The organism is Micromonospora sp. NPDC005324 (assembly GCF_040607155.1).
GTDB lineage: Bacteria > Actinomycetota > Actinomycetes > Mycobacteriales > Micromonosporaceae > Micromonospora > Micromonospora trifolii.
Map to the genome: position 1 here is coordinate 1 of NZ_JBEXGE010000055.1, position 26250 is coordinate 26250.

A 26250-nucleotide genomic window follows, 5' to 3' on the forward strand; every position below is an offset into this window, starting at 1 on the left:
GGCGGGCTCGTCGGCTGGCTCGTCAACACGGTGGCCAGCGCGATCCTCGGGCTGATCGTCGGAGCGCTGGTCGTGGTGGTCATGACTCTCACGCTGCACCGCCGTAAATCCAAGGCTGCGGCTGCGACTGCGGCGGGCCCGACTCGTACTGACGGCACCATCCCCGCGCCGGCGAGCCGTGCAACGCAGCGTCGCGACGCTCCTGCGGACCGGGCGCCACGCGGATGACCGGAGCATCTTCGCAACTCGACCGAGCGGTCAGGCGTTCTGGTGCTGAACCGCGCTTGGTGCTTCAGCCGCACCCGGTGGAGTCGTAGTCTTCGCTGGTAGTCAGCCACGCCTGCTCCGGTGTCTAGGCACGGTACGGCCCTGCCGCAGTGCCGCGCTGCGGACCGTTCCACCCAGTCGCGACGGGCGGCATGTGGCTCTTCCGCGCAACGGTGAGCCGCGATCGCTTCCATCGGGGCTCCTGATTGCCGTCGGACGGCCGGGTCGCGGCGTCGCCGGAGATGCCGGGGAGTGGGTGGCGCGGCTACTCACCATCGGGGACCAGGATCCGTTCGAACTCGACCCGCCCACGCCCCGGACCGTACACCACCATGTCGTCGTAGGCTTTCAACTGTCCCTGGGGCGTGAAGTGCAGCAATGACATGGCGAAGTGCTGGTCGTTCGCATTCAGCTGCCGTACGCCACCCCCGCCGGATCGACCTTGCCGCAGCAGCAGTGTGTCATCGTCGATCGCTGTCACGCTTCGACCTGACCGTGAGCCGGACAGGACGACCGGGGTCGTGGCCGCCACTGCCGTGGCGCTCTCCGGTTCGTGGAACACGGCCAGGTTCACGCCCAGGGGATTGCTCGCGTTGTGGGCGACGATCTGGTCGTTCACCGCCTTCGCTCCAGCCTCAACGGCGGCACGGTCGGTGGCGCTCAACTCCGCCGTCGTCACCGGCGACCGCAACGGGCTCGGCCCACCGATCACCCGCAGTGGTCCTAGTTCGACGACCTCACCGTCGAGGACGGTGGCGTTCTCTACGCTGTCGACCGCGAGGCTCGTGCTGGTGGAGTCCTGATCCCCTCTCACCCAGAGGTACGGGACCTTGAAGGTCGAGATCTGCGCCTCCAGTATCCGGTTCTCCAGGTTGCTACCCAGCGCTGTGGTGTTGCCGGAGTCGATCACGGCTGACACGTGGTACTGCGCCGCCACCTCGTGCAGTACCGACCAGGCCAGAGGGTTCGATCCGATGTCGTTGACATGCAGCACGATGAAGTCGCCGCCGGCTGTGCCCACGTCGGGCACCGTGACAACGCGGTCGTAGACGGCAGTCGCCGCCAACAGAAATTCGGTGAGGTTGTCGCCGAGCTCGGAGTAGCTCGATGTCGTGGTCCGTGCCTCCTGCACGACGTTCGGAGCCTGCGTGAGTAGCCCGCTGTATCTCAGCGGCCCCTCAATGCTCTGCGGCCGGATCGTCGCGAGCGCCACGCCAAAGCTGCCCACAATGATCATCATTGAGAGCGCTCCGCTCCAGGCGACACGTCTGGTGTCGCGGATGGCGAGGGCCGACAGCACCAGGCCCGAGAGGATGGCCGCGCCGACCGCCCGGAATGCGGCGCGTATCGCCGCATCTCGCAGGTCGTCCCCCACCCGGAACGCGAAGTAGTTCAGCGCGTCAGGATTTTCGAGCAGTTGAGCGGCCCTTTCCCGGTCGATCCCCACGATCACCGCCCGGAGGTGCAGCGGTCCATCGTGCGAGTCGGCGACCTGCACCGCCCCCAGTGGTGGCACCTGAAGTTCGGTGCCACCGTCGAGCGAGAGACTGAAGAGGAACTCGACTTCGAGCGGGCCGATCCTGGCGTCAGACTTGGCCAGGGTGGCGAGCCCGATCATGACCCCCGTCAGTGCCACGATCAGCACGGAGGTGCCGATCGCCGCGAGCCGCAGGGCGTCTCGGCGTCGGATCCCGGCCAGATGACCCGGCGCCCGCCGCAGGGCGCGGCTCGCAAGGGCCGCGCGCCTGGCGAGAAACTCAAGGGGGCGCGAGCGCGCAGTCATCCGATTTCCTTTCGGGCCGCCCGGTAATGGTGCCGCCACAGCCTGGCCAGGCTCCGCCATGGACCAAGTTCGAAACCCATCAGTAGCAGCGACAACGCGCCGCCCAGGCCGACGCCGGTGAGGAAGATGCGTGATTGTCCCGACTGCTCCGCCGACCGGTTGACGTAACTCAGCCGGATGAGGATCGGCTCCACCGATTCCTCTACCTGCCACTTGAGGACATCCGGGTCCTGAGGTACGGGGGCGACGTAATCGACGCGGGCGTCCGCTGGTACCCGGTTGGTCATCTCCTGTTCGAGCACGCCCCCGCCGGCCGGGTGCAGCAGTTCGAGCGAGTGTCGAGTGGCGACCGGGCGACCCACACTGGCCCTTCTGCCCTCGGCGAGATCCGTCGCCGTGATGAGGTCCGCGGCCAACTCCTTCGCACCAGCCGTCCGGTTCAGCCCGTTGTTCACCCGAGCCGGCATGATCGCGGGCAGTCCGTACGTCGACCGCGCCCCGTTCACGGTGTGCGCTGTGCCCTGGAGCATCCGGCCGGCGAGGCGGATCGTCAGTCGCCTGCCGTCGAAGGTGTACCAGGGCAGCGATGGGCGGGGTCCCGAAGCGCACCAGCCATACCGGTCAGGCTGATACGTGTTGGCGGCGTCGCGGGCGGCTCCGCGATGACGATGGCCTGGCGAACGCCGGTCGTGCTCTGAGCGTGGTGGAACCATGGCACGGTCGACGGCTGGTAGCGGTTGGTGGGTACGGGCGCGGCGATCGACACGCGCATCGGGCTGACGAACTCGAGGGCCACCACCGGCGGCTTGGCGAGGTGGACCGGCGACGTCACGGTGAAGGTGAAGATGAACGGGGCGAGCGACTCCGTGTCGGCCTGGAGCAGCCGCAACTCGGTTGTCGTGGCGAACGACTCGGTCGGGACGTAAACCTGGATCGCGCCGACCCTGCTGAGAGCGCCAAGTGGACGGTAGATCGGAACGAGCGAGGCGTCATAGACCCGCCAGGACCAGATGCTCAGCCCGCTGCCCAGCATCAGGCAGAGCAGTGCGGTGGCAAGGCGGGGCCACATCGATCCGATGGGCTCCTCGTCGCTGGTGGCGGGCATCCGACTCCCCTCCGCAGTGGGAGTCATCCTAGTGCCGACGGGACGGCCCGGGCGCCGACCAAGAGCTGTGGCCGGCAGCACCGATGCCCGCTCACACGTGCGGGCGTTGATCTCGTGCCGGAATCCCTCCATTGTGGGGCGACGATGCCATTCGACGCCGTCGGCGGGTTCGCCCTCAGCTCAACGTGAAGGTCGCGTCGTCGACGTCGAAGGCCGTGGCGCCGTTGCTGGCTGTCTCGCTGGCGACGAAGCTGACCGTCGCGATGCGCTCGGTCGCCGCCGTCCCGGTCGACATGCTGTACTGCCGCCACTGCGACCCGCCGTCGAAGGCCAGCGAGAACCTCGGCCATCTGGCTCATTACGGCGCGGACACCACACCGCTGAAGACTCTCATCCACGCGATCACGGCCATCCAACGCGACGAGGCTCCGACAGATGCCCCGCTCAAGCCGGGTGACGAAGTGCGACTTGTGGGTGAGGTGCCAGAGAGTCTTGCCGACTACGACGAGATGTGGCTGCGCGACATTATGTTCGTCGTCCGCTACGTCGGTAGGAATGCGATGGTGCACGTGCAGCCGGACCTGACCGAGGATTACGTGATCGCGACGGTGCCGGCCGCTAGATGGAGCCCATGCGAAGGAAAGCACTCCGTAGCATCGCCGCATCCACTCAGGTACGGCTGTCGTCCATACGTCCGGTAGATACGTCGGCGAACAATCAACACCGGAGAACGCTCACGGCGACGCGTACCCACCCACGTCCGCTTCTGCCGCCGATCGGGCGCTACGTGGCGTCATCACGATCGCGCGAAGCCGGTGCCGGTCATGCCGGTGTGTGGTGCTCCTCGTCATGCTCACCGGGCAGTGTTGGCGTGGGGGAGCTTCAATCCTCTTCTTCGTAATCGCTGGCGGGCCGCAGGGCCTGCACAAAGGACATGAAGCTCGGTGCCAGCACCGTGATTCGGTAGTCCCACTCTTGGTCGACGTGGACTACTCGCGCTTCACCGTCGGGGCCGCTTTCGCGGAAGGCAATCATGTCGTGTCCAGCGGATGGGCAGGTGGCAACATACATGCCGATCGGTGGGTAGCCCCATTCCTCGATCCAGAATCGGCTGCCGGCCTCGCCTGCCAACGAGTATCGCTTCTCCCGTCCGATCCCCATGATCCCGTCCACGGCGACATGAGTGTCGGCCCACGTGGTCGGGCTCGGCACCGGACAACACGTGTGGTGCGGCATCCCGCCGTTATGCGACCGCATCAACGCCGGTTCGACACCGTAAGCCGCCGGAGTCATCGAACCGATCGTCAGGTGACACCGCCTGTCAGGCGTCGGGATCAGGCAGCGCATCCGGCCGCCGCCCACGTCGTGACTCTGCGCCGCGGATGGCGGTTACGCCGTCGACGGCGTTGCGTGGCGAGCAAGCATGAGGGTGCGCGGAAACGAGATCAAATGGGTTGATGCCGGCGTCGAGGTGGATGTGTGCGCCGTCCGGTACTGGAGTCTGCCAACGCCAGGCACACTCGTACGAGGTCCCGTCGACCCGACCCCACGGGCAACGTTCTGAGTTGACATGGTTCACCGATGGCCGGGTTCCTGCCATCCGGGCCATCGCCAGCTGTCGGCCTCAGGCCAGGTCGCCACGAGCCCGGCGGAGAGTACACCGCCGAATGCCACGGTTCCCTCGTGGGATGCGTAGGCAATCCAATCGTGATGCTCGTCGATCCAGAGACCCTCTGGCCCCGTGTACCTGGGGGCGACGATCTCCACATCCAACAGGTAGTCGGCCCCATACTCGCGCAACTCGACTACACGCCGCCGGCCCAGCTCTCGCAGCACTCGGCGAACCTGATCAACGCCGTCGCCCTCCCACATCGACTCCCCAGTCAGGACCAGCACGTCGTGCGGAACCGAACTACTCAGCAACGGGTGCCACCAGCCGTTCTGCACACCCCATCGCCGTTGCAGCGACGTCCGCCAGGCTGATGACTCCTCGGGCGTCAGCACGCGCCGGTACAGGACCGGGTCGGCGCGGAAATCGATCTGCGCCGTCCAGTGCTGCACCTCTGCAGCGAACAGCCGGCGCTCTTCGGCCATGGCCCGTGCTTGGACCTCGTCGTACGGGGGCTCGGTGAAGGGGGAGTTCGCACTCTCGGCAGCCGTGAGCATCATGCTGGCCACCACGTCACCGCTGGGAAGCCGGTCCGGATCGAGCCGCTCCACCTCTACGAGGATGGCGTCCACGACGTTGTAGCGTGGGAAGATCTCCTTCGCGTGGGTGGTGTAGTGGTACCCATCGGCTTGGCGGCCACTGTTGGGCAGCCGACCATACTCGCCCTGGAGTTCCTCGTATCGCCTCGTCAGATACCGGCGTGATGCCCAGTGCAACGTTGTGGCATCCACGCATACATCCTCTCCGGTCAGTCCACGGCGCTTCAGAGGTGCACGGATCTGGCCGCGATCCGCCGCCTCTGCAGCCGAACTCTGGGGCCTCGGTTGAGCCGTTTCGGGAGCCCGCTCACGATGAGCGGGCTCCCCGGAGCCTGGCCCGGCTCGAACGGTGCTGCCATCCCTAAGTCAGTGACGTGCGGTACCGGCGCCGCACGTTGGGCAGGCCGGCCTCCGAGGCTAGTGCGTCCAAGCCCGGGTACGGGAGTCTCTCGCGTGCGTGCGTGCATCTCATCGAGTCCGAGCAGGCCCAGTTGCGGTCACCTGGTTTAGGCCCTGACCCTCGCCGCGCACCTGCTCAGCTCTTCCAGACCGCAGCTCTTCGTGTCCGCACGCTGCAGGCCGGCGGCGTGAACCGCGACGGGGTGAAGTGGCCTTCGCAGAGCGGTCGTGTTGGCCGCCGTCCCCTGTCCCGGCCCCGGGGTCGCCGCGCCGGATGTCTCATGCGGCATCACGTTCGAGGCCGTACGCAGGCCGCCGTAAACAGCGGCCCGGGACGGACAGACCAGGGCTCAGTCGAGCAGATACCTGGCAGGGACCGTGTCGGTGAGCCAGACGTCGTTGGCGCTGCGGTGGAACACGTGCCCGTCGGCGGCCATCGCCGCCGCGTCGATGGTGAGGATCACGGCCCGACCGGCCCGTCGGGCGCCGACCCGGTGGGCGGTCTCGGTGTCGGTGGAGAGATGGACGTGGTGCCGTCCGCCGCGGTGCAGGCCGGTGGCCCGGATCGACTCCAGCGCACTGGCGCTGGTGCCGTGATAGAGCCGCTCCGGTGGGGTCACCGGGGGTAGCCCGAGGTTGACCGGGACTGAGTGGCCCTGGTTGGCCCGGATCCGCAGCACCCCGTCGGTGCCGGGCTCGACAGCGAACCGCTGCTTGTCGTTGCTGGCGACGACCGCGTCCAGCTCGGCCCGCTCGATCCGTAGGGCGGTGAGCAGAGCGTCGACGGGAGTCCAGCCGGCCGGGTCGAGCACCAGGCCGGCCCTGTCGGGATCGTGCCGGAGTGCCTTTGACATCCGTTTGCTCAACTTCACCAGGTGCTCGCGCTCCACTGTGGCATTGTGGTCGATCCCCGTCGCTCGAGTCGAGAGGTTTCCGACGACGCCGAACCCGGAGTTGTCTCTGGTGGGCCTGCGCCGCTGCTCCCAGGATGGCTGCCGCCGGCCGGTGCCACGGCTCGCCTGATGCCACGCCTGTAGGCCCTCTGCAGATCGACGAGAAGGGTTGCGGGTGAGCTTGCTGGAGTCCGCTGCGGTTCGGTCATCTGAGACACCGATCCCAGGGGCAACTCCCTGGCCGGCCAGTTCAGGATGGTGACCTCTTCGGCGTCCCGAAGAGGTCAGCCAGAGTGCTCCCGGTCGTCAGTCGGGCGGCGTCCGCTCATGCCGGTGAGCGGATGTCGAGTGACCGGCGAGGGGATCCGCTACGTCGGCGTGACTGCTCGGTGGAGCAGGTCGTGGTGGTCCTGGGTCCAGTCGTAAGCCGTGTGTACGGCTTCGGCCGCTCCCGAGTCGCGGAGCCGGATCATCGCTGGCTCGCCGGCCTCGGCTGCAGCTTCAATGCCACGCCAGCACCGGTCCTGCCACCACATGATCGTGTCGACCAGGACGGACCGGTCCTCCAGCCCGTAGGCGTCGGCGATGACGCGGACCAGCTTCGCTGCCGTGGGGGCGTTCTGGACGGCGGGACCGAGCCCGACGTATTGCCAGCAGACGTGTGCGACGTCGTGGACTCGCGCGCCCGGTGCAGCGATGTCCCAGTCGATGAAAGCCACGGGCAGTATCTGCCGGGCAGTGCCACGGTAGACAGTGTTTCTCGGCGACAAGTCGTTGTGGCACACCACCTCGTGGCCGCCGGCAAGATCCGTTCCGGCAGTCAGATCGTGGAAGCGCCGGACCTGCCGGGCGACTGCGGCGAGGCTCTGTTCCGATCGTATGGACGGTGGCGCGTGGCTCTGCAGCCATGGCACCTCGCCGTCGATGAAGCTGAGCATTTCCCGGCCCTGGTGGTCCGTACCGAGGAACCGTGGTGCACCAGTCCATTGGTGCTGCTCGAAGTGGCGTAGCAGGCGGCGGACGAAGTCCGGGTCGCGCGGTGGTGACTTTCGTACAGTCTCGCCGACCAGCACGACGTCGCTGACGAAACCTCCGGCCAACGGCTGCTCTGCCGGGTCGGACGGAAACGGCCCTGCCTCGTGCGGATTCGCCACGTTGCCGCCCTGATTTTTCGATTGATCGAAGCTGGAGACACCGTATCGCGGACGTGTGCCGGCATGAGGTTCCGGCAGGTGCTCCCCGGTGACCGGCGCGTTGCCCCGGTGGCCGATGTACCTGGTGACCGCCTCCGGTGAACAGTTCAGCGTCGGGCTAGCAGGCATCGTGGGGCCCTTCAGGCACTTTCGCCAAACGGGCGGTGGTTCGCCCAGCGCCGAGACGAGCAGTGGTGGATCCGTGACCTGACCGGGACCACGGAACGGGCAGTCCCGCCCGGGTACGAGTTGCGTCAGTGGTCGACCGACGGGCGATCGTTGCTGCTGGGGCAACCTTCCGGTGCTGATGAGGCGTACGCAGCGATCACCCTGCCCGGCGGGGAGGTGCGCCCTCTGGCGTTACGCGGGACGCCGGGCCGCCGGATGCTGGCATTCCTCGATGGGCGTGAGCTCGTCACGGCAGAGGTCAAGGTCGGTTTGAACGCGCGACCGCGCCGCCAGCTCACCATCGCGATTCGGGACGTCAACGGCGGTAGTGCCCGCTCGGTGTCGCTGGCCACGACCCATCAGGTCGGCCCCGGAGATATCCGCAACGCATTCGCCCCGCTCGTACGCGGTAGCGGCGATCCGCCGACGGCGTGGGCTTTGGTGACCCCGCAGGAGGAGCTCCCGGCGGGCAAGCCGGCGAGGAAGCCGACGGTGCCCCCAATGACGTTGATAGGGGTCGATTTGCGCTCCGGTCGATCGGCCGGCCGGATCGACCTCGTGGTGCTCCGGGGTGGCAGGGCTGAGACTTTCCTAGGTCTCGCCGGTACCGAGGTCATCCTGCAAGACTTGGCAGTGGGTGCCGGTGAGCTGGTCGCCGTCAATCCGGTCACCGGCCAGCGTCGGGTGCTGACATCGCTGCCCCACCGTACGCGGGTGATACTCCCCGGCGGCTAAGGGCCAGAGAGTGAGCCAGTGGGCGCGTCCGGTGCTGGAGCGCTGTCACGAACGGCCCGACCCGGTCATCGGCACAGCCGGCGTTGAGCACTAACCACGAACTGGGCGCCATCGCTGCCACCGGCCACGGCGGTGATGACCCATCAGTGACCGCGGGAACCTCGATGACCGCTTCCATGCTGATCACCGCGGTATTCAACCCGATGCAAGGGACGCGGTGCCGGGCCCGGATAGGGGAGCAGCAGGGGTGCCCTGAACGCCAACTCAGGCAACCCTCGAACCGGCTGATTGCCACCGGTGCCGTGTCCGCGGCGGTGCGTCGATCGCGCGGCCAGCTCAGCGATCGGAGGTTGGCGTCGAGGTAGTGGCTTCGGACTTGTGGGCGCGACGCACGACCCGTCGAGAGGGGGACGTTCGTGGCGTTCGCGACTGCGTTCCGGTGGAGGGGCGAGCCGCGGAGCTCAGGCCGGAGGCTACTCCGCGGGCAGGTGCAGGTGTTGGAGGTCCTCGGGTACCGGTTGGCCCGGCCGGTAGACCAGCAGCGGGGGCTGGCTGTCCGTGTCGGCGCGGGCCGCGGGGGCATCGGCCAGCGAGAACTGGTCTCGGAGTCGGCCGAAGAAGTCGTCGACGTCGGCGACGATGAGCTTCGCGCGGCGTCGGGCGGGGTAGACGGCGACCCAGTCGCCGGGGTCGAGGATTCCGTGTACGCGCCCGTCGACGACGACGGCGACCTGACCCGATCGTGGAAGCACTTGCACACCCACGGGTTCGTCCGGGGCGGTGACCATGCTGCGGTTGAACGCCATGTGGGGGGCGACCGGGGTGAAGACGAGGGCGTTGAGGCGCGGCGAGAGGACGGGTCCGCCTGCGGCGAAGGAGTACGCGGTGGAGCCGGTCGGTGAGGCGACCATGACGCCGTCGGCGGAGTAGGTGGCGAACAGCCGCCCGGACAGGTACACCGCCACGCTGGTCTGCCGGTCTCGGCCGAGTTTCTCGAACACGACGTCGTTGAGGGCGCTCAGGCCCAACGGGACACCCCAACCCACCTCGTCGGGCGTGCTCGGACGGGGAAGGGGCGGAACGGGATCGGGACCGCGGCCGTAGCGCAGCAGGGTCCGAAGCTCCGGTGGGACCTGTAGCGGGCGCGACGCCCGCAGGGTGAGCAGCATGCGCTCCTGGATGGGTGCGCGGCCGGCCAGGGCCGCGCCCAGCACCCTCGGCAGGTCCGTCGCGGCGAACGGGGTGAGAAAGCCGACCCGGCCGGCCTTCACGCCCAGAACCGGTACGTCGGCCTCGACGGCGACGGCCAGTCCGCGCAGAAGGGTCCCGTCGCCGCCGATGGTGACGACGAGTTGGGGGCGCTGCGTCATGCCGGCCAGCACCTCGGCCGGGCTCTGCTCGTCCTGCCAGACATCCAACGTCTGCGACGCCGCGCCGTGCTCGGCGCAGATCCGCGACACCATGTCCGCCGTCTCGGCGGCCTGCGGCCTGGTCGGGTGTACGACGACGGCAACGAGCATCCGACTCTCCACGTCCCCTTGGTTCTCGGGTCCTGCTGACGATCAACACTGCGGCCATACTCTACGTACAAGGTTCTGGCAAGTAGGGGTGATCGCAGGTTGCGGCTGGACAACCCGGTCCACGTGCGACGCCGGTTTACCCTTTGGGTGTGTCCGAAGACACCAGGCAGAGCGCCACCGCGGAACCGGCACGGCAGCGGTTCGTGGTTTGCGGAGACGGTGCGTTGGCTCGTCGTCTGGTCACTGAGCTGGCAGACCGCTACGGTGTCGCGGTCACCGTGGTCCGACCGGTGAGCGACAACCACGCACCTGACCTTGCCGACCTCGCCGCGGAGTTCACGGTGGAGGAGGAGGGACAGCCGGAGATCATCACTGCGCGGCGCCTGACCGGGGAGGTGCTCGATCAGGCTGGGGTCCGGGAGGCCGCCGCCGTGGCGTTCGTCGGTGTCGACGATGTGACGAACGTGGATGCCGCCATGATCACCCGGGAGTTGGCCCCGGAGGTCCGGCTCGTGGTTCGACTCTTCAACCCCGTGCTCGGCGAGGGCGTTGCCGCGATGCTCGGGGACTGCGCCGTGCTCTCCGGATCGGAGATTGCCGCACCGGCGTTCGTCGCCGCCACGCTCGGAGACGCCACGCCGACATACCTGCGGCTGCCCGAGGGCGAGCTACTGCGTACTGCGATGCGCAGTGACGTCGACCCGGCCGGGGCGGATGTGGTCTGCGGCCTGGCCCGCACGACCGGCCCTGAGCCGGTTGTCCTTCCGGCGGACCAGGAGTCGGCCGACCTGGTGCTGCTCCGCGCCTATGGGCGGCCCCGCGTGAAACCTCTGCGACGTCGGCCGCGCCTGTTCCGGGCCCTCGGACTGGTGTTCAGCCGCAATCTGCGACTGGCGTTGGCCGGCACGGCCGCGTTGCTCACCGCCGCCAGCGTCCTGCTGGCGTACACCCGCGGCGTGAACCTCGCGGAGGCCGCCTACCTGACGCTGCTGACCACGATGGGAGCCGCCGAGGCCGACGCGACCGCACCGCTCACCGAAAAGGTGACCGCGGTGGTACTGGTGACCACCGGGGTGGCGCTACTTCCGACCGTCACCGCACTGGTGGTGGACTCGCTGGTGCGTGCCCGGCTCGCGGTCGCCGCTGGCGGCGTGATTGAGCCGATCGATGACCACGTCGTACTCGTGGGGCTCGGCAACATCGGCACCCGGGTGCTGGAGGAACTGCACGCCTTCGGCATCCCCGTCGTCGCCGTCGACCGGACCGAGTCCGCGCGGGGCATCGGGGTCGCCCGTGAGTTGGGCCTGCCGGTGATCGTCGGCGACGCGACCCGCCTCGAGACGCTACGAGCCGCCTCCGTGCACACCTGCCGGGCCCTGGTGGTGCTGACCGCCGACGACGTCACCAACCTGGAGACCGCCCTGTCCGGGCGGTCCGCACACGAGACGGCCCGGGCCCGGTCGGAAGCAACCAGAGCCCCCTTGCGGGTGGTGCTACGGCTGTTCGACGACGGCTTCGCGAAGCGCACACAGCGCATCCTGGGCATCGACGAGTCACGCAGCGTTTCGTCCTTGGCAGCGCCGGCGTTCGCGGCCGCCATGATGGGCCGGCAGGTCATCGACACCATCTCGGTCGGCCGCCGGGTACTGCTGGTGGCCGACCTCCCGGTCGGCGCCGGGTCCGAACTCGAGGGCCGGTTTTACCACGACGTCACCCAGCCCGGCAGGGTGTGGGTGATCGCGATGCGGACCGGTCGGGCGGGGCAGACCATCTGGTCGTTGCCGGAACGCCGACCACTGGTTCGCACCGACCGGCTGATCGTGCTGGCCACGCGCGCCGGTCTCGCCGCGCTGCTGCCCCGCACCGTACCCAGCCCCGACGCCAGACCAGTGGCCGACGTCGCGCCCTTGCGGCTGCTCGCGCCCGCACCACGAGATGGCGGGTGAACGGTCGTCCTACGCCACGTCGTCGCTGCGGACGTGAAGCGTCTCGCCGTCGCCACGGAGATCCTCCGTAACCTGCTTTTCGGTCATGGCGACCAAGTGCGCGTCCACGGTGTGTCTCCGCGAGTAGTGCCCCGAGACTCGACGCGACATTCGGTCGTTCGCGCAATGTTCACCTTCGCGACCCTGCCCCACCGCGCTACTGCTGGGACGTTGATGAATGCCAGTTCCTCAACGTCTGGTTTGATACTTATGATCATTGTGGTGGTCCTCACGCTGGCGCTGTTTGGCGCGACAACCTGGTCGGCGCTGCAGCAACCACTGGCCCGTAACCCCGACGCCCATCACCGCCTGACCGGAGCGCTCCTGACGCTGAGCCTGACGGCGGTCGCCGCGCTCATCACGGCCGCGCTCGTGATCTGACCGTGACGGTGAACATTCGCACCAGCGGCTCGACCGCCCGGCAGAGTTGGCTTGGCCAGCGGCGGCGGTGGGCGGTGTACGAGGCGGGCGCGGTCAGCGGGACGTGCTCGTACCGGCAGTCTGCGCCGTACCTGCCGACAGCGGTGTGTCGAGGGCGACTGCGTCGGCCTGCGTCATCGGGCAGGATCGTCGCATGGTGAGCATCAGCCAGGAGTCCCCTGACGAGACCGCGCAGCGGCTGCGGCGAGTCGTCGCGGCCGCGGAGCTGGTCATCTTCGATGGAGAGTGGTCGTTTTCCGAGGCCCCGCTTTCTCAGCCACCGGCCTTGACGGCTGACCTACTGGCGGTGGTGCGCGACGAGGATCGGTGGTCGTGGCTGGCGCCAGGCGGCGCGACCGACGGTGAGCGCTTCACGGTGTTCTCGTTTCACTTCCCGCCCGGATTGGACAACAGCGGGTTCGTCGGGTGGCTGGCCACCGAGTTCAAACGCCGGCTGGGCACCGGGATGTTCGTCATCTGCGGTCACAACAGCGACCGCGGTGGCATCTACGACTACTGGGGCTGCCCGGCGCAGGTCCGCGCGCAGGCTGTACAGGTCCTTCACGAACTGCGTGCCGGTCGGTAGACACCCGCGTCGCCTCGTAGGCGCGTGTGCACAGCGGCGAACGGCAGGTGAACGTCGGACGTTGACCGACGACCCTGGCCAGTCGCCGGTCGCCGGCTCGCGGCGTTGGTCCTCACCGGTCTGACCTGGCCGGATGCGATCAAGTGCAAATGATCCTGATGGTGAGCTGATGTTCGCCTTCCGGTGGCCCGGACGGCAGGTCGATCTTCGTACGGTGTCCGCGCCGTCCGCCGGACGTCGCGAAGGTCGAGGAGAGATCCGTGTCCGTCACCCCCACTGTCCGGTCGCCCGAAGCGGCTCGCACCGTCGTCGCCCTCCAGGGGACGGCGGCGTACCCGTCCGCCGGAGTGCTCGACGAGATCGCGCGGCACGCCCGTCGGTCTCCGGACCGGCCGGCGCTGCGCGACGACACCGGTGTGCTCGGCTACGCGGATCTTCTGCGGCGGATCGAGGTGTTGGCCACGGCGCTGCGGTCGCACGGAGTTGGTACGGCCGACCTGGTCGGTGTCTGCCTGCCCCGGGGCCGCGACGCCATCGTGGCGATGCTGGCGGTGCTCCGCGCTGGCGCCGGCTACCTGCCGCTGGACCCGACCTACCCGCCGGCCCGCCTGGCGCTGATGGTCGCCGACGCCCTGCCCGCCCTGGTGCTCACCGACCAGGACGGGGCGGACCTACCGACCGGCACACCGCGGCTCGTCATCGACGCCGACTCGACAGGTGAAACTGGCGGCTCGGTCACCGTGGCGACGCCGGACCCCGAAGACCCCGCGTACGTCATCTTCACCTCGGGCTCCACCGGCCGTCCGAAGGGCGTGAGCGTGCCTCGACGGGCGCTGGAGCACTTCTGCCGGGTGGCCCGGGAGCACTACGACCTGCGGCCCGACGATCGGGTCCTCCAGTTCGCCTCCCTCAGCTTCGATGCCAGCGTCGAGGAGATCTTCCCGCCGCTGGCCGCCGGGGCGACCGTGGTGATCCGTGACGAGGACGCGATCAGCAGCCCTCATCGGTTCCTCGACCACTGTGCCCGGCAGGGGATCACCGTGCTGGATCTGCCCACCGCGTACTGGCACGAGGTGGTCGCTGCGATCGACAGGGGCGAGGCGTCGCTGCCGTCCGGTGTTCGGCTGGTGATCATCGGTGGCGAGGCGGCGCAGGCCGACGCGGTCACCCGCTGGCAGGCCCGGGTGGGCTCCGGGGTCCGGCTGCTCAACACGTACGGCCCGACCGAGGCGACCGTCGTGGCTACCTGCGCCGACCTGACCGGGTGGTCCGGTGCCGGGCCGGTCCCGATCGGCCGCCCCCTGTCCGGGGTGAGCTGCGCGGTCGTCGATCTCGACGGCCTTCCGGTGGCCCCGGGGGAGCCCGGGGAGCTGCGCATCGGCGGGCCGGGTGTGGCCACCGGCTATCTGCACCGTCCGGAGTTGACCGCCGAGCGCTTCCCGATCGACGGTGACGGGCGGGTCACCTATGCCACCGGCGACCGGGTCCGCGAGCTGCCCGACGGCCAGTTGGCCTACCTGGGCCGCCTGGATGACCAAGTGAAGATCCGCGGGTTCCGGGTGGAGCTGGGGGAGATCGAGGCGGCGGTCCGTCGGTTGACCGAGGTCACCGACGCGGTGGTGCTCGTTGACCAGGGCACCGGACAGCCCCGGCTGGTGGCACACCTGATGACCAGCGGCGCCGCTGTCGACGCTGTCGACGTGCGTCGACGCCTCGGCGTCGACCTGCCCACGCACCTGGTGCCGGCGGCGGTCCTCGCGCACCGCGCGTTCCCGCTCACCGCGCAGGGCAAGGTGGACCGCGCGGCGCTGGCCCGGCTGCCGCTGCCCAGCTCCGCCGGCTCGGGCGCTCCCGGACCAGCCGGAGACGCCGACGAGATGTCGATGTCCATGGCCGCCCGCTGGAGCGAGCTGCTCGGCGTGCCGGTCGACCCGAACGACGACCTGTTCGCCCTGGGCGCGGACTCACTCGACGCGATCCGTCTGCTCGGCGCGGTCCGCCTGGACCACCGGGTGGATGTGACGCTCACCCAGCTCTACGCCACGCCGACGCCGACCCGGCTCGCCGCGCTGATCCGTACCCGGTCGGTGGCCGCCGCCCCCGCGGACCCGCCTACCTCCGTCGTCACCGTGGAAGCCGACGGCGCGGTGCAGTTGCCCCTCGCCGGACTGCAACAGGACTTCTGGATCGCCGAGCAGGTCTGCGCCGACCTGCCCGCGCACACACTGGGCATCCGCTACCTGCTGCCCGCCGGGATCCGCACCGACCTGCTCGCGGCGAGCCTGGACGACGTCGCGCGGCGGCATCCGGCCCTGCGTTCCCGGGTGCCGGTGCTCGACGGCGACCCGCGACTGCGGGTCGAGCCAGCCGGCCGGCTGCCGCTGGTCGAGGTGGACCTGCGCGATGTTGAGGTGACGCAGCGGGCGCAGCATGCCGCGGATGCCCGTGACCGGGCCGTGCGCGAGCCGTTCGACCTGGCCGCCGGACCGTTGGCGCGGGCCCTGCTGATCCGCGACGGGTCGACGGACGAACTCCTGCTCGTCGTGCACCACCTTGTCTTCGACGGGTGGTCGGTCAGCCTGTTCGGCGACGAGCTGGCGCAGCGTTACGCCCAGCGGGCCACGCGTACCGGTGCCTCCGACAGCGCGCCGTCCGACGACGACGACGCCGCCGCCGCGCCGACGGCACTGGCCGACATGGTCCGCTCGCGCGTCGCGGCCGCGGCCGATCCGGCGTTGGCGGACTACTGGCGTACGCGCTTCGCCGACGCAGATCTTGACCTGGAGCTACCCGCGGACCGTCCGCGCCCGCCGGTGCGCTCGTTTGCGGCCGGCCGGGTGTCCCGGCGGGTCGAGCCGGCCCTGCTGGACGCATTGCGCGGCTACGGACGGACCCACCAGGCCAGCCTTTTCATGGTGCTGCTCGCCGGCTTGCAGACCACGGTGTCGCGCTACACCGGGCGAACCGACGTGACGGTGCTGGCACCGGTCGCCGGCCGCAACCGGCCGGAGCTGGAGAGCGTGATCGGCGCGGCCCTGAACATCCTGCCGATGCGCGGCGACGTCAGCGGCGAGCCCACCTTCACCGAGCTGGTGGGGCGGGTCCGCTCGGCCGTCCTGGCCGACCTGGACCATCAGAACCTGCCGTTGCCACAGATCATCGCGGCCACCGGCCGGACGGCGTCGGCCAACCGCAACCGGCTCACCGGTGTCATGCTCACCGTGCACAACACGCCGGTGCCCACCGGCGCCGGCCTGCGGTACGCGGGCGAGGTGGCGCCGGCCGCGACGATGGTGGACCTCGCCGTCGGTCTGGACTTCCCGCTGGACGGTCCGGTGCTCAGCATCGACTACGCCACCGAACTGTTCGACGCGCAACGGGTCGACGCCCTGCTGGACCATCTGCTCACCCTGCTGACCGCCGGCGTCGCGGCGCCGGACACTCCGGTCACCCGGCTGCCGATGCTGACCGACGCGGAGACCGGGCGGATTCTGCACGACTGGAACGACAGCGCCGCGCCGCTGCCGGACGCCACCGCGTTGCACCAACTCTTCGAGCGGGTTGTGGCGGAGTTCCCGGAGGCCCCCGCCCTGACCTGGCGGGACGAGACGATCAGCTACGCAGAGTTGAACCGCCGGGCGAACGGGCTGGCCCGGGTGCTGCGCGCCGACGGGGTGCTGCCGGGCAGCCGGGTGGCGATCTGCCTGGACCGGGGCGTCGAGCTGTTCGTCGCCATGTGGGCGGTGCTCAAGGCCGGTGGCGCGTACGTGCCACTGGATCCGGCGTACCCGGCCGACCGGCTGCGCTACATGATCGACGATAGTCGCGCTGCCGTCCTGGTCACCCGCTTGGACCTGGCCACCGCACCGGCCGCCGGAACGTCGACGCGAGTGCTCGCCCTGGACCGCGACGCCGACCGGATCACCGCCGCCGACGACCGCGACCTTGCACTGGTCACCTCCGGTGCCGATCCCGCGTACGTCATCTACACCTCGGGCTCCACCGGCCGGGCCAAGGGGGTGGTGGTCAGCCACCACAACCTGGTGCACGCAGCCTCCATGTGGCAGCGGGCTTACCACCTCGAACCTGGCTGGACCTACCAGCAGGCGGCCAGTTTCTCCTTCGACATGTTCGTCGGGGAGACGCTGCGGGCGCACTGCACCGGCGGTCGACTGGTGGTGGTGCCCCGGGAGACCCTGCTCGACCCTGCCGCCCTGTACGCGCTGATGCGCGCGGAACGGGTGGAGTGCACCGAGCTGGTCCCGGCGGTGCTGCGCACCCTTCTGGCGTACGTGGCCGGGGCGGGGGAGCGGCTGGACTTCGTCCGGCTGCTCATCGGTGGCGGCGAGAAGTGGCACGTGCGGGAGTACCGGCAGGCCCGTGACCTGGTCGGTCCGCACGGGCGGGTGGTGAACGCCTATGGCGTCACCGAGGTCAGCGTGGACAACGTCTACTTCGACGGCGACGTCGACGCGCTGCCCGACGACGCGCCGCTGCCGATCGGCTGGCCGTTCCCCAACAACCGGGTGTACGTGCTGGACGCGCACCAGCAGCCGGTGCCGGTGGGGGTGGTCGGTGAGCTGTACCTCGGTGGGGTCGGGGTGGCCGCCGGCTACCACGAGCGGCCCGAGTTGACCGCCGAGCGTTTCGTCGCCGACCCGTACGCCCCGGCCGAGGCTGGCGTTCCGGCGCGGATGTACCGCACCGGCGACGGGGCGCGGTTCCGCCCGGACGGCACCGTGGACTTCCTCGGTCGCCTCGACGACCAGGTCAAGGTCAACGGCTACCGGGTGGAACTGGGCGAGATCGAGGCGACAATCGCCGCTCTGCCCGAGGTGCTGGCGTGCGCGGCCACGGTCTATGAGGGACCGAACCGGCTGGCCCGGCTGATCGCCCACCTGGTGCCCCGGCCCGGTGTGACGCTCGACGAACGGGCGATCCGCGACGCGGTGGCGGCGAGCTTGCCCGCGCACATGGTGCCGGCTCGACTGCTGACCCTGCCCGCGCTGCCGCTGACCCCCAACGGCAAGCTCGACCGGCGGGCGCTGCCCGCCCCGCCGGAGGTCGACGCCGACGCCACCGGCACACCCCCGCGCACCGATAGCGAGCGGCGGATCGCCGAGGCCTGGTGCGCCGAGCTGGGTCGCGCCGCCGTCGGCATCGACGACAGCTTCTTCGCCCTCGGTGGGGACTCGTTCGCCGCCCTGCGGCTGGTCCGCCGGATCGATTCCGGTCTGGCGTTGGTGGAGCTGTACCAGCAGCCCACCGTTCGCGCGCTGGCCGTGCTGCTGGACGAACGGGCCGCCGGCACGGCTCCCGCCGACGGTCTGCTGCACCGGCTCACCCCGGCCGACGCCGACCTGTCCACCGGCGGGATGACGGTCGTCGCGGTGCCGTACTCCGGGGGCAGCGCGATCTCCTACCAGCCGCTGGCCGAGGCGCTGCCCGCCGGCTGGGCCCTGTACGCCGTGGAGCTGCCCGGGCACGACCGCAGCCGCCCGGACGAGGCGCCGCAGCCGGGCGCCGAGGTGGCTGAGCGGGTGCTCGCCGAGCTGCGGGGCATCGCGGGCCCGGTGCTGCTCTACGGGCACTGCCTGGGCACCGCGCTCACCCTCCAGATCGCCCGGCGGGCCGAGGAGGAGGGGGTGGATCTGCGCGGGGTGGGACTGGGCGCGAGCTTCCCCACCGCCCGGCTGCCTGGTCGGCTGTTCGACTGGTTCTACCGGCTGGTGCCGACCGACCGGTTCACCTCGGATCGGGAGTATCTGTCGTACCTGCGGGCCCGGGGCGGCTTCACCGACGTGGCGGACCCGGCCGACGAGGCGTTCGTGCTACGCAACGTCCGGCACGACGCGCGGGACGCGGAGGAGTTCTACACCGCCGCGTACCGCGACCCGGACCATCCGCGCCTGCGCGCACCGGTGCTCAGCGTGATCGGGGAACGGGACCGGGTCACCGAGCTGTACCAGGAACGCCACCAGGAGTGGACGCACGTGGCCGAGCGGGTCGACCTGGCGGTCCTGCCCCGTGCCGGGCACTTCTTCGTGCGTACCCACGCGGTGGGTCTGGCCGAGGCTCTGGTGGCGCACGCCTCGCGGGCGGTCGTGTCGACGGACATCGCGCCGGTGCCTGCCGCCGCGCCCGTGCCGACCGTCGGGGCGCCGCGGCGCGGGCCGGCGCCCAGCCTGGCGCGGTTCGCGGCGGTCGCGTTCGGACAGTTCGTCTCGATGGTCGGCAGCGGCCTCAGCACGCTGGTGCTGAGCATCTGGGTCTACCAGCAGACCGGCGCGATCACCGACTTCGCGGTGGTCAGCGCGGTCGGCATCCTGCCGGGCATCCTCGCCGGGCCCGTCGCCGGCGCGGTCGCGGACCGGTGGGACCGGCGACGGCTGATGCTGACCAGCGACGCCGTCGCGGCAGCTGCCATGGTCGCACTGGTGCTGCTGGTCACCGTCGGCGGCGGGTTACGGCTGTGGCAGATCTACCTGGCCGTGTCGGTCACCTCGCTGGCCGGCGCGTTCCAGCGGCCGGCCTACCTGGCGGCGGTGGCGCAGCTCGTGCCCAAGCGTTACCTGGGCCACGCCAATGGCATCAGCCAGCTCGGTGCGGGCGTCGGCCTGGTCTTCGCGCCGATGCTCGGCGCCGGCCTGATCGGTGTCATCGGCATCCGTGGCGTGATCCTCATCGACGTGGCGACGTTCTGCGTCGGCGCGCTCACCCTGCTGCTGGTCCGCTTCCCGGACCGGCTCTTCCGCCGCCGGGAGGAGACCTTCCGCACCGAGGTGGCGAACGGCTGGCGCTACATCGCCCGCCGACCCGGCCTGCGGGCCGCGCTGCGGTTCTTCGTCATCGACCACGCCTTCTACACCCTCGGCTTCGCCGTGATCACCCCGATGCTGCTGATTGAGCAGTCCCCGGTGGCGCTCGGCCTCGCGCTGTCCGCCGGCGGCGTGGGTGGCCTGCTCGGCAGCCTCACCATGGGCCTGTGGGGCGGCACCCCACGGCGGGCCACCGGGATGATCCTGTTCATGGCGGTGGCCAGCCTCGGGATGGCCGTGGTGGGCGTCGGGGCCAGTCCCGTCTTCGCGGTGGTCGGCATGTTCGCCCTCGCCTTCGCCGAGTCGCTGATCGACGGGCACTGGATCGCGCTGATCCAGACGAAGGTGGGCTTCGACCTCCAGGGTCGCGTCCTGTCGATCTTCATCACCGTGATGATGCTGACCATGCCACTGGGCTACCTCGTGGTCGGCCCGCTGGCCGACCACTACGTACAGCCACTGCTGGAGCCCGGCGGCGCGCTGGCCGGGACGGTCGGCGTGGTGCTCGGCACCGGGCCGGGTCGTGGTCTGGCACTGCTCGTCGTGCTCAGCGGTCTGCTCCAGCTCGGCTGGGCGATCCGGGGCTGGTGCAACCCCACCCTCAGGTTGATCGAGGACAACCTGCCCGACGCCCTGCCGCCCGCCGAGATCGGCGACCGGGACGACCTGCAGCGGCTCGCCGACGCCCAGCTCGCCGCCACGGCACGGTCCTGACCCAACCACCCCTCTTCACTCAGGAGCAGTATGTCCACGGCCAGTCTGGCGCCGGTCGACGCGCCCACCGACGCCTTCGGCACCCCACTGATCGACGCGACCGGGCTGGTACCGGGCGTCCGCGTCCTGGTCAAGGACGAGACCCGGTACGCCTCTGGCAGCCACAAGGAGCCGGCCGCTCGCGCAGTGGTGGCCCGCGCCGCCGCCGAGGGCCGCTCCGAGGTGGTCGTCGCGACCTGCGGCAACTACGGCCGGGCGATGGCGATGGCCTGCAGGGCGGCCGGCATGACCTGCACGGTCGTGCTGCCCGCCGGATGGAGTGACGGCGGCGAGTTCATGCGCACCGCCGGTGCCCGGGTGCACCTGGTCGCGGGCAGCTACGAGGACGCCGTCGACGAGTCCCGTCGGCTGGCCCGCGTGCCGGGTGCCGTCGACGGCAACGTGGACGGCCCGTACGTCGACGCGGTGTTCGACGGGCACGGCGTGGTGGTCGCGGCGCTGCGCGCGGCACTCGACGAGCCTCCGGCGCAGCTCTGGATCCCGGTCGGTAACGGCACCACGGTCATCGCGGTACACCGGCGACTGCGCGAAGAAGGCTGGCCGACGGTGCTGCAGGGGGTCTGCTCGGCGGGTAACAACCCGGTGGTCACCAGCTGGCCGGGCCCGTACCGGATGCTCCCGCCGGACGGAGTGAGCACCACCGACCACAACCAGCCACTTGTCAACTGGCACGCACTCCAGGGGCCGCAGGCGATGGCCGCGATCGCCGACACCGGCGGCGCGGTGCACGGGGTCGACGACGACCAGCTCCAGCACGCCCGGGACCTGCTCGCCGGCTACGGCGCGCACCCCACCGCGGCCGGTGCGGTCGCCCTCGCTGGGCTGCTGGCCCGCGCCGAAGCGCCGGACGGGCTGCCCGCCGGCACCCACGTCGTGCTGCTCAGCGGACGCTGAGCGCCTCGCCCCTCCTTGGAGATTCTCGGATGACGATCACCGCACCGCCCACCGCTCTCCGGCCGCCCGCCACGGTGGCCGACGGACCCACAGTTCTGTTTCGCCGAGCCCGGGTGAGCCGCGCCGACGAGCGGGTCTTCGTCGGCAAACTGGCGGCGCTCGCGGTGTTGACCGCCGCCGGCGCCACCCTGGCCCTGCGCCCCGAACCGGTCGCGATCGTGGCCGGTGTGCTGCTGCTCGCGGCGATGTACACCCACGCGGTGGAGTTGCAGCACCAGTGCCTGCACCATTCCGCGTTCCGCCGTTCGTCGCCGCACCGGCTCGTCGGTGTTCCGCTGGGCGTTCCCCTGCTTGTCGTCTACTCGCACTACCGGGTGCGGCACCTTCAACACCACCGCTACCTGGGGACGCCGCAGGACACCGAGTTCTTCGGCTTCGACACCCGCCGGCGGTTGACCCTCGGGATGCTCGTGCGCGGTCTGCTCGACTACCCCCGGCTCGGCGAGGTCGGGTGGGACGTGCTGCGCGCCGCCGTCGGGCGCTGGCGCTACGCCCACGGTGAGCTCGCTCCGGCCATGCGGCGGCGCATCGTCACCGAGCACCTGCTGCTGGGCGGTGCGGTGCTGGGCGCCGTCGGATTGGCGCTGACCGGACACGGCGCGTACCCGCTGCGGCTGTGGGTGTTGCCGCTGCTGGTGGCGGTGCCCCTGCACTTCCTCGTCGAGCTGCCCGAACACCTGCTCTGCGACACCGACACGACCGACGTGCTGCGCAACACCCGCTCGATCCGGGGCAGCTGGTTGAGCACCTGGTTCACCAACGGCAACAACCTGCACATCGAGCACCACGCGGCGATGAGCGTGCCAATCAACCAGCTGCCGGCCCGGCACGACGAGACCCGACGGTACGGCCAGCACGTGCAGCGCACCTACGCCGAGTTCTACCGGCTGCTCTGGCAGGCGGTGCGACCCCGGGCGGGCGCCTGACGGAATGGCGACAGCCCACGCGGCGAGTAGCCGACGCTCTACTGGCGTAACCCGCGTCCGGGCCCGGGGAAGGCGTGATTCAACCCGATACCACGCTCGCCGCCCTGATCGATCTCGGCGAAGGCTTCAACGGTCTCGCTGACCCAGCTCACTTAGGCTTCGTCGTCGCTGCGGACGTGAATTGTCTCGCCGTCGCCGCGTAGATCCTCCGTGACCTGCTTCTCGGTCATGGCGACCAGGTGCGCGTCGACGGTGGCGTCGGCCTTGAGGCGTTCGTAGGTGTCATGCACGCGCGTGGAAAGCTCGGCGTGGTCCACATCCGGGAAACGCTGTCCGAGCGTTTCCACCTGGCGTTGCAGGGCGATCTCCGGGTCGACGAGACCGCCACTGGCGGCGGGTTCGGTCATCGTTCACCTCACATGTCGTCGTACGTCTCCGCGATAAGTGCCCTGAACCCCGGCGCGGTACTCGGCCGTTTGCGCAATGTTCACCGTCGTGAGCCTGCCACCGCCCGGCGCTGCTGAGAAATTCACGAGTGCCAGTTCCCTCACGTCCGGTCTGATCCTCATGATCATTGGTGTGGTCCTCAGGCCAGCGCTGTTCGGCGCGACCACGTGGTCAGCGCTTCAGCAGCCACTGGCCGCCAATCCGGCCTTCCATCACCGTCTGACCGCGGTCCTCCTGGCGCTGAGCCTGACGGTGGCCGCCGCGTTGATCGCGGCTGTGCTCGTGATCCAACCGTGACTGGGTGAACATTCGCGCCAGCGGATCGACTCCCCGTCTTCTAGCACTTAACCTGACGACCCGGGAAACATCAGGTGACGGAAGGTAGCGCGATGGCCGGCGCCACGGTCGACGTCGACACCAGCTCAGACGGCACCCTTGTCATACGACCGCGCGGCCTGCTCGACGCCGACGACGCGGTCGACCTACGCCGCACTGTCGTACGGGCTATCCGGCACGACCGACCGATGCGACTGGTCGTCGACCTGCGCGAGGTCTACGGACTCGACCCCATCAACATCGGCACGTTCGCCGCCGCCTGCGATCTCGGCGATGACCAGCACGTCGCCGTCTTCCTGGATCACCCGTCGAGCGCCATCGCGACACAGTTGGTGACCGCGGGCGTACCCGTCCACCGCCTGCGGCACATCGGCACCGGCCACGACTAGGCAGATTTGATTTCACTGGCGGTGCTGGACGCGCTTGTTCCTCCGCCTGCCTGGCAGCCCTCAGCGATGACGCGAAACGGTTTCTACCAGAGCGGCCAGCGCGGTCGTCGTCTAGCCGATTACCATGTCGCCGCCGGGGTTGGTCCCCTTTCTTGCGTTAACGGCTCGGGCGCCGGACAGCCAGTCGTCCGCGCGGGCCCGGCCCATCGTCCTGGTGATCATGTCGCCGCTGCGGCGAGTCGCGACCACCACCCGACCCGGCGACAACACCCCCGGATCATCCGTAGACAGGGGCAGGAAGTCATACCGGGCCGGGCGACCGAGGAGTCCCCGGCTGGGGACGATCAAGAGGTGACCGGGTACGACAGTTGGCGGCATCTTAGCGAAGCGGCCGCTGACGGGTGAGGGTCAGCGGCCGGTGCTGCCGCCGAACCAGGAGATTCGGCGGGTGGGTGGCTCAGTTGACGCGGAACGTGGTGAGCACCGAGGCGTGGTCGGAGGACCAGGCGTTGGCGGACGGGTTGGACTGGGACGGGGTACCCGTCCACAGGGCATCGGAGGACAGTACGGTGAGCGGACCTCGGTAGTGGATGAAGTCGATGCGGTCCTGAGGCTCCGGATCGCCTCGGTGGGAGTCGTAGCCGTATCCTCCGGTGAAGGTCTTGTAGACCGGGGACCAGGTGTTGCCCGGATCCCGGGCCGGGTCGGGTCGGGCCTGGCGGTAGGAGTCGACCATGCCGGCGTTGGCGGGTGCCGTGGAGGTGGGCCAGGCGACGGCGCCGTAGCCGCAGCGGGAGTTGGTGGCCGTCCAGTCCAGGTGCGACGGGGCGTTGAAGTCGCCGGTCAACAGGACGGGCGTGGTCGTGGACGCGGCCAGGTCGGCTTTCATTGCGGTGAGGATGCTGTTGATCTGGCCGGTCCGGCCGGAGGAGGCTTCTCGGCTGATCAGCTGCTGCACGCTCAGACGGCCGAAACAGGCGTCGTAAGGGCCGTACGGGGTGTAGCCGAGATGGGCGCTCCAGAGTCGTAGGCTGCGGGAGCCCAGGTCGATCGTCGCGGCGACGGCCGAGCCGGCCACCGTGGGCGTGGTGGCGGTGATCGGGTAGCGGCTCAGGACCGCGGTGTCCGGGTCCTGGAAGTACGACCAGCCGAGCGCGGCAGCGAGCGTACGGGCGGCGCCGCTCTCGTTTTCTTGAATGCCGACCACGTCGACGTCGCGTTCGAGCAGGAACGTGAGTTCCTTCTCCAGCCCGTTCGAGACCGCCGTGCCGCCGTGCCACAGGTTCCAGCTCAGCGCCCGTAGCTGCGGGACGAGCGCGCCGGACTGAACGCGGATGGTCACCGTGGCGGTGGCGGTGCCCGTAGCGGTGGTGGCGCGCACGCCGAGCGTCGTGGTGCCTGCTGCCGGCGGCGTGCCGGTGATCGCGCCGGTGGCGGAGACCGTCGCCCACGAGGGTCCGGAGGTCTTGGCGAAGGTCAGGCCGGTGGTGCCGCCAAGGACGAGGCCGCCGACCGTTGCCGAGTAGGCGGTGCCGGCCTTGGCGTTGCGCAGCGTGAACGCTGTGGTGGGGAAGCGCGGGGCGCCGGTGGCGGTCAGCCGCACCGGGACCGGCTGGGCCAGCCAGGTGTACCCGTCGTTGTACAGGTAGTAGAGGATGTACGCGCCCGGGGTGAGGCCGGCGGTGGGCAGCGTGCCGGAGCCGCTCGCCGACGGCGTGTAGACCCATTTGGTGGACGGGCCGACGTATTCCTCCTGGACGGGCCCGTTACCGGGGTCAGCGTAGAGCCCCACCCAGTTCGTCGCGGTGTGGCGCGGCGTCGTGTAGCTGAACCGGATGTCGGAGCCGACGGTGACCGACGCTGCCGCTACGGTCAGGGCGCCGTCAGGTGCGGCTAGAGCGGGCCGGGCAGGCGTGAGAAGTACCGAGGTGGCGGCGAGGACGGCCGTCGCCAAGGCCAGGAATTGACGCATCAAAACTCCAGACATCGAAGAGCGGCCATTCCGCTGATCATCGCCGTCAGGTTCTGCCCGCAGCATGGCCGCGTGAGAACAACTGGTGAAAACGCAGCCGAACAACAGCGCACAGGATCCGGTCAAGCAGGGCGACCAGCGTGTCGACGCCGTCGCCCACCGGCACGGGCTGGCACTGAACCCGAGTGCCACCTCTCACGTCGCCGACGTCGTGCGCGACGACGACCTGGTCATCGCCGTCTGCGACAGCGCCCACGAAAAACCCACCGGGCCGCCGCGGCCCCGGCTGCACTGGTCGGTGCCCGACCCGGTCCGGGCCGACACCGACGATGCGTTCGAAGCCGCGTTCGCCGACCTCGCCGCCCGCGTCGA

20 protein-coding genes and 2 pseudogenes are annotated in these 26250 nt (G+C 69.9%); 12 read left to right on the top strand and 10 right to left on the bottom strand.

Annotated elements, in window-relative coordinates:
* A pseudogene (locus tag ABZS40_RS33585) lies at positions 1-228 on the top strand (DUF808 domain-containing protein); the annotation flags it as partial.
* Between the two features lie 304 nt (positions 229-532).
* Here the strand turns inward: ABZS40_RS33585 and ABZS40_RS33590 are convergent.
* From ABZS40_RS33590 to ABZS40_RS33600, 3 genes are read right to left on the bottom strand one after another with little or no spacing between them, the layout of a single operon-like run.
* Positions 533-2050: a hypothetical protein gene (locus ABZS40_RS33590; RefSeq protein WP_354948320.1), complete on the bottom strand. Its 1518-nt coding sequence runs from the start codon at positions 2048-2050 to the stop codon at positions 533-535.
* Positions 2047-2556: a hypothetical protein gene (locus ABZS40_RS33595; RefSeq protein ID WP_354948322.1), complete on the bottom strand. Its 510-nt coding sequence runs from the start codon at positions 2554-2556 to the stop codon at positions 2047-2049. Before ABZS40_RS33595 ends, ABZS40_RS33590 begins: the two co-directional genes overlap by 4 nt.
* A 44-nt stretch (positions 2557-2600) precedes the next feature.
* Positions 2601-3155: a hypothetical protein gene (locus ABZS40_RS33600; RefSeq protein WP_354948324.1), complete on the bottom strand. Its 555-nt coding sequence runs from the start codon at positions 3153-3155 to the stop codon at positions 2601-2603.
* Positions 3156-3340: 185 nt separating this feature from the next.
* Here ABZS40_RS33600 and ABZS40_RS33605 point away from each other — a divergent pair, with 185 nt between their 5' ends.
* A complete protein-coding gene (locus ABZS40_RS33605) occupies positions 3341-3856 on the top strand; it encodes a hypothetical protein (protein ID WP_354948326.1) in 516 nt (171 codons plus the stop codon).
* Positions 3857-4037: 181 nt separating this feature from the next.
* Here the strand turns inward: ABZS40_RS33605 and ABZS40_RS33610 are convergent, their stop codons facing one another.
* The 4 genes from ABZS40_RS33610 to ABZS40_RS33625 form a co-directional block, all read right to left on the bottom strand.
* The gene (locus ABZS40_RS33610) at positions 4038-4517 is read right to left on the bottom strand and encodes an SMI1/KNR4 family protein (RefSeq protein ID WP_354948328.1); all 480 of its coding nucleotides are present in this window, start codon (positions 4515-4517) and stop codon (positions 4038-4040) included.
* A 213-nt stretch (positions 4518-4730) separates the two neighbouring features.
* Positions 4731-5555 (bottom strand): hypothetical protein, encoded by an 825-nt coding sequence (locus tag ABZS40_RS33615; RefSeq protein WP_354948329.1) that lies wholly within the window; start codon positions 5553-5555, stop codon positions 4731-4733.
* Positions 5556-6112: 557 nt separating this feature from the next.
* The gene (locus ABZS40_RS33620; RefSeq protein ID WP_354948331.1) at positions 6113-6652 is read right to left on the bottom strand and encodes an RNA 2'-phosphotransferase; all 540 of its coding nucleotides are present in this window, start codon (positions 6650-6652) and stop codon (positions 6113-6115) included.
* 371 nt (positions 6653-7023) lie between these two features.
* Complete coding sequence (locus ABZS40_RS33625; RefSeq protein WP_354948333.1) at positions 7024-7809, bottom strand: phosphotransferase; 786 nt, start codon at positions 7807-7809, stop codon at positions 7024-7026.
* A gap of 423 nt (positions 7810-8232) precedes the next feature.
* Here ABZS40_RS33625 and ABZS40_RS33630 point away from each other — a divergent pair, with 423 nt between their 5' ends.
* Entirely contained in the window at positions 8233-8751 is a 519-nt protein-coding gene (locus tag ABZS40_RS33630; RefSeq protein ID WP_354948335.1) for a hypothetical protein, read from the top strand.
* A gap of 473 nt (positions 8752-9224) precedes the next feature.
* On the opposite strand, the gene ABZS40_RS33635 is transcribed toward ABZS40_RS33630, so the two are convergent.
* On the bottom strand, positions 9225-10271 hold the full coding sequence (locus ABZS40_RS33635) for an NAD(+)/NADH kinase (protein WP_354948337.1): 1047 nt from the start codon (positions 10269-10271) through the stop codon (positions 9225-9227).
* 149 nt (positions 10272-10420) lie between these two features.
* On the opposite strand from ABZS40_RS33635, the gene ABZS40_RS33640 reads away from it, so the two are divergent.
* The 6 genes from ABZS40_RS33640 (at position 10421) to ABZS40_RS33665 (ending at position 22734) form a co-directional block, all read left to right on the top strand.
* Positions 10421-12217, top strand: coding sequence for an NAD-binding protein (locus tag ABZS40_RS33640; protein ID WP_354948339.1), 1797 nt, complete (start codon positions 10421-10423; stop codon positions 12215-12217).
* 261 nt (positions 12218-12478) lie between these two features.
* On the top strand, positions 12479-12637 hold the full coding sequence (locus tag ABZS40_RS33645) for a hypothetical protein (protein ID WP_354948341.1): 159 nt from the start codon (positions 12479-12481) through the stop codon (positions 12635-12637).
* A gap of 193 nt (positions 12638-12830) precedes the next feature.
* A complete protein-coding gene (locus tag ABZS40_RS33650; protein WP_354948343.1) occupies positions 12831-13262 on the top strand; it encodes a DUF6196 family protein in 432 nt (143 codons plus the stop codon).
* 260 nt (positions 13263-13522) lie between these two features.
* Complete coding sequence (locus tag ABZS40_RS33655; protein WP_354948344.1) at positions 13523-20794, top strand: amino acid adenylation domain-containing protein; 7272 nt, start codon at positions 13523-13525, stop codon at positions 20792-20794.
* 30 nt (positions 20795-20824) lie between these two features.
* On the top strand, positions 20825-21748 hold the full coding sequence (locus ABZS40_RS33660) for a pyridoxal-phosphate dependent enzyme (RefSeq protein WP_354948345.1): 924 nt from the start codon (positions 20825-20827) through the stop codon (positions 21746-21748).
* Between the two features lie 29 nt (positions 21749-21777).
* Positions 21778-22734, top strand: coding sequence for a fatty acid desaturase (locus tag ABZS40_RS33665; protein WP_354948347.1), 957 nt, complete (start codon positions 21778-21780; stop codon positions 22732-22734).
* A gap of 152 nt (positions 22735-22886) precedes the next feature.
* Here ABZS40_RS33665 and ABZS40_RS33670 read toward each other — a convergent pair whose 3' ends face one another.
* Positions 22887-23141 carry a three-helix bundle dimerization domain-containing protein gene (locus tag ABZS40_RS33670; RefSeq protein WP_354948349.1) on the bottom strand — a complete coding sequence of 85 codons (255 nt, stop codon included), beginning with the start codon at positions 23139-23141 and terminating at the stop codon, positions 22887-22889.
* Positions 23142-23217: 76 nt separating this feature from the next.
* On the opposite strand from ABZS40_RS33670, the gene ABZS40_RS33675 reads away from it, so the two are divergent.
* Together ABZS40_RS33675 and ABZS40_RS33680 are read left to right on the top strand one after the other, a co-directional pair.
* Positions 23218-23478 (top strand): hypothetical protein, encoded by a 261-nt coding sequence (locus ABZS40_RS33675; protein WP_354948351.1) that lies wholly within the window; start codon positions 23218-23220, stop codon positions 23476-23478.
* Between the two features lie 74 nt (positions 23479-23552).
* Positions 23553-23906, top strand: coding sequence for an STAS domain-containing protein (locus ABZS40_RS33680; RefSeq protein ID WP_354948353.1), 354 nt, complete (start codon positions 23553-23555; stop codon positions 23904-23906).
* A gap of 457 nt (positions 23907-24363) precedes the next feature.
* Here ABZS40_RS33680 and ABZS40_RS33685 read toward each other — a convergent pair whose 3' ends face one another.
* Positions 24364-25878, bottom strand: coding sequence for an endonuclease/exonuclease/phosphatase family protein (locus ABZS40_RS33685; RefSeq protein ID WP_354948355.1), 1515 nt, complete (start codon positions 25876-25878; stop codon positions 24364-24366).
* 85 nt (positions 25879-25963) lie between these two features.
* Between ABZS40_RS33685 and ABZS40_RS33690 the strand changes: the two are divergent.
* Positions 25964-26250, top strand: a pseudogene (locus ABZS40_RS33690) (ArsR family transcriptional regulator); the annotation flags it as partial.

Excerpts from the sequence above, each read along its gene's own strand:
- ABZS40_RS33590 (WP_354948320.1), bottom strand. The coding sequence starts at position 2,050 with ATGACTGCGCGCTCGCGCCCCCTTGAGTTTCTCGCCAGGCGCGCGGCC.
- ABZS40_RS33600 (WP_354948324.1), bottom strand. The coding sequence starts at position 3,155 with ATGCCCGCCACCAGCGACGAGGAGCCCATCGGATCGATGTGGCCCCGC.
- ABZS40_RS33630 (WP_354948335.1), top strand. The coding sequence starts at position 8,233 with ATGCTGGCATTCCTCGATGGGCGTGAGCTCGTCACGGCAGAGGTCAAG.
- ABZS40_RS33635 (WP_354948337.1), bottom strand. The coding sequence starts at position 10,271 with ATGCTCGTTGCCGTCGTCGTACACCCGACCAGGCCGCAGGCCGCCGAG.
- ABZS40_RS33650 (WP_354948343.1), top strand. The coding sequence starts at position 12,831 with ATGGTGAGCATCAGCCAGGAGTCCCCTGACGAGACCGCGCAGCGGCTG.
- ABZS40_RS33660 (WP_354948345.1), top strand. The coding sequence starts at position 20,825 with ATGTCCACGGCCAGTCTGGCGCCGGTCGACGCGCCCACCGACGCCTTC.
- ABZS40_RS33665 (WP_354948347.1), top strand. The coding sequence starts at position 21,778 with ATGACGATCACCGCACCGCCCACCGCTCTCCGGCCGCCCGCCACGGTG.
- ABZS40_RS33670 (WP_354948349.1), bottom strand. The coding sequence starts at position 23,141 with ATGACCGAACCCGCCGCCAGTGGCGGTCTCGTCGACCCGGAGATCGCC.
- ABZS40_RS33675 (WP_354948351.1), top strand. The coding sequence starts at position 23,218 with ATGTTCACCGTCGTGAGCCTGCCACCGCCCGGCGCTGCTGAGAAATTC.
- ABZS40_RS33685 (WP_354948355.1), bottom strand. The coding sequence starts at position 25,878 with ATGCGTCAATTCCTGGCCTTGGCGACGGCCGTCCTCGCCGCCACCTCG.